Origin of the sequence: Streptomyces sp. NPDC048415 (assembly GCF_040651675.1) — a bacterium.
In the GTDB taxonomy this organism is placed as follows: domain Bacteria; phylum Actinomycetota; class Actinomycetes; order Streptomycetales; family Streptomycetaceae; genus Streptomyces.
On sequence record NZ_JBEZKJ010000146.1, the window covers coordinates 7,381 to 14,515 of the forward strand.

Genomic DNA, 7,135 nt, shown 5'->3' on the forward strand with positions numbered 1-7,135 from the left:
GACGGACACACCCTCGCCACCGGCAGTTACGACAAGACCACACGGCTATGGGACGTCGCCACAGGCAGGGCCCTCACCACCTTCGCCGGCCACACCGACGTTGTCACCTCCGTGGCGTTCAGCCCCGACGGACACACCCTCGCCACCGGCAGTTACGACAAGACCACACGGCTATGGGACGTCGCCACAGGCAGGGCCCTCACCACCTTCGCCGGCCACACGGACTGGGTGTTGTCGGTGGCGTTCAGCCCCGACAAAGGCACTCTGGCCACCGGCAGCTCCGACCAAACCGTACGGCTATGGGGCTCGGTCCTGCTCAAGCCCGACACAGCAATCCGCACCATCTGCCAACATGTGAACCGCGATCTCACTGCGGACGAACGAGCCGCCTACCTGCCAGACCAATCTGTCGGTTCCGTATGCCGCTCAACCTGACCTGCCGACGGCCAAGAACCAGCGTCTCCTCGCCGTTGCCATGGCGATCCGATCTAGAGGTTGAACGTGGCCACTACGGGCGAGTGGTCGGACGGCTTGTCATGCGGCGCGGCTGGCTGCGTGGCCACGACGGTCGGCAGCTTGTTGGCTCCGGTGCGGACCTCCTGGATCTTCCCCAGCAGCGAGTGGCTGATCAGGATGTGATCGATGAGTTCGTGCTGGCCCTCGAAGATGCGGGGTAGCCGCCCTGTTCGAGGATCCGCGGGGCGAGGTTCCACAGTCGTTGGGCGTCGCCCTGGTCGGGGTGGTCGAAGCCGCCGGTGCCGATCTGCGAGCCGGGCGGGCCGTAGAGAATCTGGGTGGTGGCGGCCTGCCAGTCGTCGTTGAAGTCGCCCAGCACGATCACGTCGCGGTTTGCGCCGTCGCCCTGGAGCAACTCGTCGGCCAGGTCGCGCATGGTGACGGCCTCAGCGCCGCGGCGCGCGAGCAGCACGGCGCTCCCGCCGACAGCCGACGGGCAACGGGCAACGGGCAACGGGCAACGGGCAACGGGCAACGGGCGGGCGTACACCCGGCCGACCACCACACGAAGACGGACACCCGGCCCCCATCCCGGCCCCCGTCCACCGGACACGGGGCCGCAGGGAGCGCCAGCGCGAAACGGCCCCGGCTGGCGGTGGCGGCGGTGTGGCCACGAGCAGATCATCGCCATCCTCACGACGATGACCGGCTGCGACCGCGCCGCCGGCGACGTCGCCCGCCGCGCCCTGACCTGGTTCCGTCGCACGGCCGGGGAGCACGGCTACGCCAAGGAGGTGCTGGACGAGGTGTGGCGGTGATCTTCGCGGCCAGGCGTTCCGGGCCCATCGTGGCCCGGTCGATGTCCGCGACGACGTCCTGCATGTGGCGCGGCTGCAGACGTTTCGGCATGAGAATGACCTTTCGTCACTCATGTCAGCTGCCTAGTGGCGAGGCACAACGAAGGCGGAAGACGGTTCCATGAGTTGAAAGCGGAAGCACGGGAAGCGCTGGATTCCCCGACCCGCCGCCGTGAGCGGTTCATGGAACGTAGTACGCCGGACTCCTGGCGTCAGTTGAGGCGGTAGACCTTTCAGGGCTTACCTCGGCGATACCCCGTGCAGCACGGGCAAAAGCGCTGGCTACGGGCGTAGGTGGCAGCCACCATCGCGCTCTTGCCGGGCGCCATCGGGTGCCTCCTGTTCTCGTGAACATCGACTCTTCCGGTCTGCGGCTGCCTCCCGGAGCCATGAACATCTGCTGCCGGAACCCGTGAACAAAGCCAACCCCGACCATGGGCCCGACCATGGCAGGTCGCAGCGTTGCGCAGGCCATCCGGCCGAAACCTGCGCAATGGGGTGGCCATTGCGCACCGCCGATGTCAGCAGGCCGGATCGGTTGCGCAACCTGCGCACTGCCCCAGCTGGCTTTGTAGGTGAGAGTTGAGGCCAGTAGTAGGTCAGTTCTGACTCCAGTGCTGTCGGTGGACAGTTGATGTCGGTGAGTTCTGACTCCACTTGGGGGCTTGTGGTGCGAGTATCGGGGTGCATCGGCTAGCGCTGGGTGGCTCAAGTGCCCGTTTCGAAGGTCGAGTTGTACGCGGCGATACGCCATGACGCTCGGGTCGAAGGGCTGTCCAGCAGGGCTTTGTCGGCCAAGTACGGGGTGGGCCGCCGGACGGTCGCGCTGGCATTGGAGTCGGTGTGGCCGGCGCCGCGCAAGCAGCTTCCGCCCCGGGTCTCGCGCCTGGATCCGTTCAAGGCGACGATCGATGAGATCCTGCGGGAGGACCTGGACGCGCCGCGCAAGCAGCGGCATACCGTCAAGCGGGTCTTCGACCGGCTGATCGACGAGCACGACGCCCGGGGCATCACGTATTCGATGGTCCGCGCCTACATCGCCGTGCGCCGTCCGGAGATCCGGGTGGAGGAGGGCCGGGGGCCGCCGCAGGCGTTCGTGCCGCAGACCCACCGTCCCGGTGACGAGGCGGAGGTCGACTTCGGGGACGTGTGGATCCACCTGGACGGGGTGTCCACCAAGGTGTTCCTGTTCTCGCTGCGGCTGTCGTTCAGCGGGAAGGCCGTGCACAAGATCTTCGCTTCGTGCGGGCAGGAAGCGTTCCTGGAAGGCCACGTCCACGCCCTTCATGTGCTGGGCGGCGTCCCGCGAGGCAAGGTCCGCTACGACAATCTGCGCGCCGCGGTCAGCCAGGTTTTGGGCCGCACCCGGGGCCGGGTGGAAAGCGACCGCTGGACGGCGTTCCGCTCGCATTTCTCGATCAACAGTTTCTACTGCAATCCCGGCATCGAGGGCGCCCACGAGAAGGGTGGCGTCGAGGGGCAGATCGGCTGGTTCCGCAGAAACCACCTGGTCCCCGTCCCGAAGGTCGCCTCGCTGGCCGAGCTGAACGCGATGGTGGAGCGCTGGGACGAGGAGGACGACGCCCGCCGGATCATGCAGCGGGCGTTGACCATCGGTGAGATGTTCGCCGTCGAGCGCCCGCTGCTGGTGGCGCTGCCGGAGGAGGAGTTCGAGACCGGGCTGGTGTCCTCGCTGCGGGTGAACCGTTACAGCCAGGTCAGCGTGCGCACCAACCACTACTCGGTGCCGGTGCGGTTGATCTGCCGGATGGTGCGGGTCGTGCTGCACGCCTCCGAGCTCGTTGTCTACGACGCGCACAGGGAAGTCGCCCGCCACGAGCGGCTGATCGCCAAGGGCGGCTCCCGGCTGGAGCTGGACCACTATCTGGAGGCGCTGGTCCGCAAGCCCGGCGCGCTGCCCGGGGCGACCGCGCTGGACCAGGCCCGCTCGGCGGGCAAGTTCACCCCGGTCCACGACGCCTGGTGGCAGGCCGCATGCACCGCCCACGGTGACGCGGAGGGCACCATCTCCGTCCTGCTGCTGCACCGGCACATGGTCCACGAGCACGTGGTCGCCGGGATCGCCCCCGCGCTGCGGGCCGGAGCGCTGACCGCCGACGCGGTCGCCCTGGAGGCACGCAAGTGGGGCGAGGCCGACCAGGGCACCGACCAGCCGGCCGACCAGGACATCGCGCCGCGCCGGGTGGACGGCGGGGCGACGGTGACCTCGCTGACCGAGCGGCGCCTGGCAGCGCTGCCGCCCGCCCCCAGGCCACTGCCGTCGGTGGCCGCCTACGACCAGCTGCTGCGATTCCGCCGGCGTCCCGCCGACGGCCAGGCATACCAGGAAGAGGCACCGTGACCGCCAAGCGCAACCGCGGACTGACCGAACAGGCCGCCGACACCGCCGTGGACCAGGCATGCCGGATGCTCCGGCTGCCCACCATCCGCACCCAGTACCCCGAACTCGCCGAGCCGCCCTCCGTGACCAGATGACGTATCGCGGATTCCTGGCCGAACTCCTGCTGTCGGAATGCGACGACCGGGCCCGCAGGCGTTCCGAGCGGCGGATCAAGGCGGCCGGCTTTCCGCGCGAGAAGTCGATCCGGCAGTTCGACTTCGACGCCAACCCCGTCATCGACGCGGCGGCCATCCACACCCTCGCCAAATGCGACTGGGTCAAGAAGGGCCTGCCGCTGTGTCTGATCGGCGACAGCGGCACCGGGAAGTCCCATCTGCTGATCGCGCTGGGCACCGAGGCGGCGATGCACGAGTACCGGGTGAAGTACGTGCTGGCCACCAAGCTCGTCAACGAGCTCGTGGAGGCCGCCGACGAGAAGCTGCTGGCCAAGACCATCGCCCGCTACGGCCGCGTCGACCTCCTTTGTATTGATGAACTCGGCTAAATGGAGCTTGATCGTCGCGGGGCGGAGCTGCTGTTCCAGGGTTTGACGGAGCGTGAGGAAAAGAATTCCGTGGCGATCGCCTCCAACGAATCCTTTGGAGGCTGGACCAAAACCTTTACGGATCCAAGGCTCTGCGCGGCCATAGTGGACCGATTGACGTTCGGCGGGAACATCATCGAGACCGGCACCGACTCCTACCGGCTGGCCGCCACCCGCGCCCGCGCCGCACAGCAGGCCGCGGCGGTCGCTGCGGGCTGACGAAGACGGCACCGTTCTGCTGGGGGCCCCGGACTCCTACCCGTGACTCACGGTGCAAGGTAGCCACTGCCGCGATGTGACGCATGCCACATGCGGTTCCTGTCAGTAATCGGGGCGCTGTTCCGCTCAAGTCCACGGAGAGCCAAGCGAACCGACAGGAGCAGCACATGAAGCACCGCATCGTCGTCCTCGGCGCCGGCTATGCCGGGGCCTACGTGGCCGGGACCCTGGCCCGTCGGCTGTCCCCGGCGGACACCGAGATCACCGTGGTCAACGCCGAGCCGGACTTCGTCCAGCGGCTGCGGCTGCACCAGCTCGCGGCCGGCCAGGAGATCGGGGCTCCACAGCTCGCCGACGTCTTTGCGGGCGCGGGGATACGGCTGCGCTTGGCCCGTGTCATCGCCGTCGACCCCGAGCGCCAGGTCGTCGCCGTGGCCGACGCCGAAGGCGGCGGCGAACTCGGCTACGACACGCTCCTCTACGCGCTCGGCAGCCACGCCGCCGACCACGGCGTCCCCGGAGTGGCCGAGCACTCCTTCGACGTCAGCAGTCGTCCGGCGGCGCTGCGCCTGCGCGAGCGCCTGGACAGTCTGAGCAGGCGGGACGAGGACGGGAGTGTGCTGGTTGTCGGCGACGGGTTGACCGGTATCGAGACCGCCACCGAGATCGCCGAATCCCGGCCCGGCCTGTCGGTGGCGCTGGTCGCCCGCGGAGAGCTGGGCGCCCCGCTCTCCGCCGGAGCCCGCAGCCACCTGCGCCGGGCGTGCGACCGGCTGGGTATCACCGTCCTGGAGCACATCAGCGTCGAAGCCGTCGAAGCGACGCGGGTACTGTGCACCGATGGCATTGCCCTGGCGTCCGACGCAACCGTGTGGACGGCCGGGTTCGCGGTCAGCCCCATCGCTGCCGCCGGCGGGCTGGAGGTCACCGAGAACGGTCGGATCGTCGTCGATCGCAGCATGCGGTCGCTCTCGCACCCGAACGTCTACGCCGTCGGCGACAGTGCCTACGCCATCGGCGACAACGGCCGGCCGCTGCCGATGTCCTGCGCTTCGGCCGGCTACACCGGCATGCAGGCCACGGCCGCGATCGTGGGACGCCTGACCGGCCGCAAGATCCCGAACACCAAGCTGGAGTACCTGGGCAACCACATCAGCCTCGGGCGGCGGGACGGGATCCTGCAGATGGTCGACGGCGAAGCGCAAGCAAAGCCGAAGTATGTGGGCGGCCGGAAGGCCGCGCGGATCAAGGCAGGCATCCTCAAGATGTCACTGTGGACCACCTCGCACCCGACCTTCGGCCTGCCCAAGCTCAAGCGCCACCTGACCGCCCTACCGGATGCGGCAGCCGAGAAGACGGTCGCGTAGCCGCCTGACGAGGAAGGTCCGCGTGGACAGCACCGCCACTGATCGCTTCGACACCAGCCGGTTCGAGGCCAGCCGGAACCGGCTGGCCTCGCTGGCGTACCGGCTGCTGGGCTCCGCCACCGACGCCGAAGACGCCGTCCAGGACGCGTTCCTGCACTGGCAGGCCGCCGACCGGCAGCTGATCAAGGTGCCGGAGGCATGGCTGACCAAGGTCGTCACCAACCTGTGCCTCGACCGGCTCCGCTCGGCACAGGCCCGCCGCGAACGCACCGTCGGCGCCTGGCTGCCCGAACCGCTCCTGGACGGCGACCCGATGCTCGGCCCGGCCGACACGCTCGAGCAGCGCGAATCGGTCTCCCTGGCCGTGCTGACTCTCATGGAACGCCTGTCACCCCTTGAGCGGGCCGTCTACGTCCTGCGTGAAGCGTTCTCCCACAGCCACGCCGAGACCGCCGAGATCCTCGACATCACCGAATCCGCAAGCCAGCAGCACCTCCACCGGGCCCGGCACCGCATCACCGCCGCGCGCCCCAGCGTCGGCGAAGTCGCCCCAGCATCCGCCCGCAGGATCGTCGAAGAATTCCTCGCCGCTGCCTCCTCGGGCCGCACCGAACGCCTGGTGGCGCTGCTCACCGACGACGCGACCGCGATCGCCGACTCCAATGCCGCCGGCCCGGCCAAGACGCTGCTGCAGTACGACACTCCGCAGCGCATCGCCGCCATCGCACGGGCCGGTTTCAAACCCACACCCGCGAAACGGCGACTTGCCGGCGGCACGCCCACCATCCACTACGCGCTCGTCAACGGTGCCCCTGCCATCCTCTTCGTGATCAGCGACGAGGTCATCGGCGCCGTGACGTTCGACATCACTGGCGGCAAGATCGCAACCGTGCGCGGCATCGGCGCCCCCACCCGCCTCGTCCGCCTCACCGAAACCTGGCGGCAGCACGGGCCGAACACGCCGCTCGTCACCCAGTGGTGATCCGACACGGCCTCAACCCGCCACGGCGGGGCCGCCAGGTGGAGTCATTTCTCACCTACAAAATCGGCACCCCCACGCGCCGGGTGGAGTCAGAACTGACCTACAAGTGGCGTCAACCGTCACCTACGAAGCCACCCGCCTCCCGCCGCGTCGGCCGATACCTCCTTGCGCGCGCACGCCACCGTGTGACCGTGCGGTCGTCGAGGCGCTGGAGCAGCGTAAGCAGCTGCTCGGGAAGTACGGCGACCTCCACCCTGCGGGTGAGGCGCCGGCAGGTCCGTACGGCTGGACGCACGGCGACTTCCAGTA

Annotated in this window: 5 protein-coding genes and 2 pseudogenes; 6 read left to right on the forward strand and 1 reads right to left on the reverse strand. The window is 68.9% G+C overall.

All coding sequences use genetic code 11. The features are described 5' to 3' along the window. On the forward strand, window positions 1-435 hold a 435-nt coding region (locus tag AB0D27_RS42820; RefSeq protein WP_362520390.1), incomplete at its 5' end, for a WD40 repeat domain-containing protein. A 193-nt stretch (window positions 436-628) separates the two neighbouring features. Here the strand turns inward: AB0D27_RS42820 and AB0D27_RS42825 are convergent. Then, the gene (locus AB0D27_RS42825; RefSeq protein ID WP_362520392.1) at window positions 629-928 is read right to left on the reverse strand and encodes a hypothetical protein; all 300 of its coding nucleotides are present in this window, start codon (window positions 926-928) and stop codon (window positions 629-631) included. Between the two features lie 1,097 nt (window positions 929-2,025). On the opposite strand from AB0D27_RS42825, the gene istA reads away from it, so the two are divergent. The 5 genes and pseudogenes from istA to AB0D27_RS42850 form a co-directional block, all read left to right on the forward strand. Further along, the gene (gene istA / locus AB0D27_RS42830; protein WP_362520395.1) at window positions 2,026-3,675 is read left to right on the forward strand and encodes an IS21 family transposase; all 1,650 of its coding nucleotides are present in this window, start codon (window positions 2,026-2,028) and stop codon (window positions 3,673-3,675) included. Beyond that, window positions 3,672-4,477: pseudogene (istB, locus tag AB0D27_RS42835) on the forward strand (IS21-like element helper ATPase IstB). Before istA ends, istB begins: the two are co-directional and overlap by 4 nt. A 167-nt stretch (window positions 4,478-4,644) precedes the next feature. After that, window positions 4,645-5,844 (forward strand): FAD-dependent oxidoreductase, encoded by a 1,200-nt coding sequence (locus tag AB0D27_RS42840; protein WP_362520398.1) that lies wholly within the window; start codon window positions 4,645-4,647, stop codon window positions 5,842-5,844. Between the two features lie 22 nt (window positions 5,845-5,866). Continuing rightward, a complete protein-coding gene (locus tag AB0D27_RS42845) occupies window positions 5,867-6,826 on the forward strand; it encodes a sigma-70 family RNA polymerase sigma factor (RefSeq protein ID WP_362520401.1) in 960 nt (319 codons plus the stop codon). A gap of 106 nt (window positions 6,827-6,932) precedes the next feature. After that, window positions 6,933-7,135 (forward strand): annotated as a pseudogene (locus AB0D27_RS42850) (hypothetical protein); the annotation flags it as partial.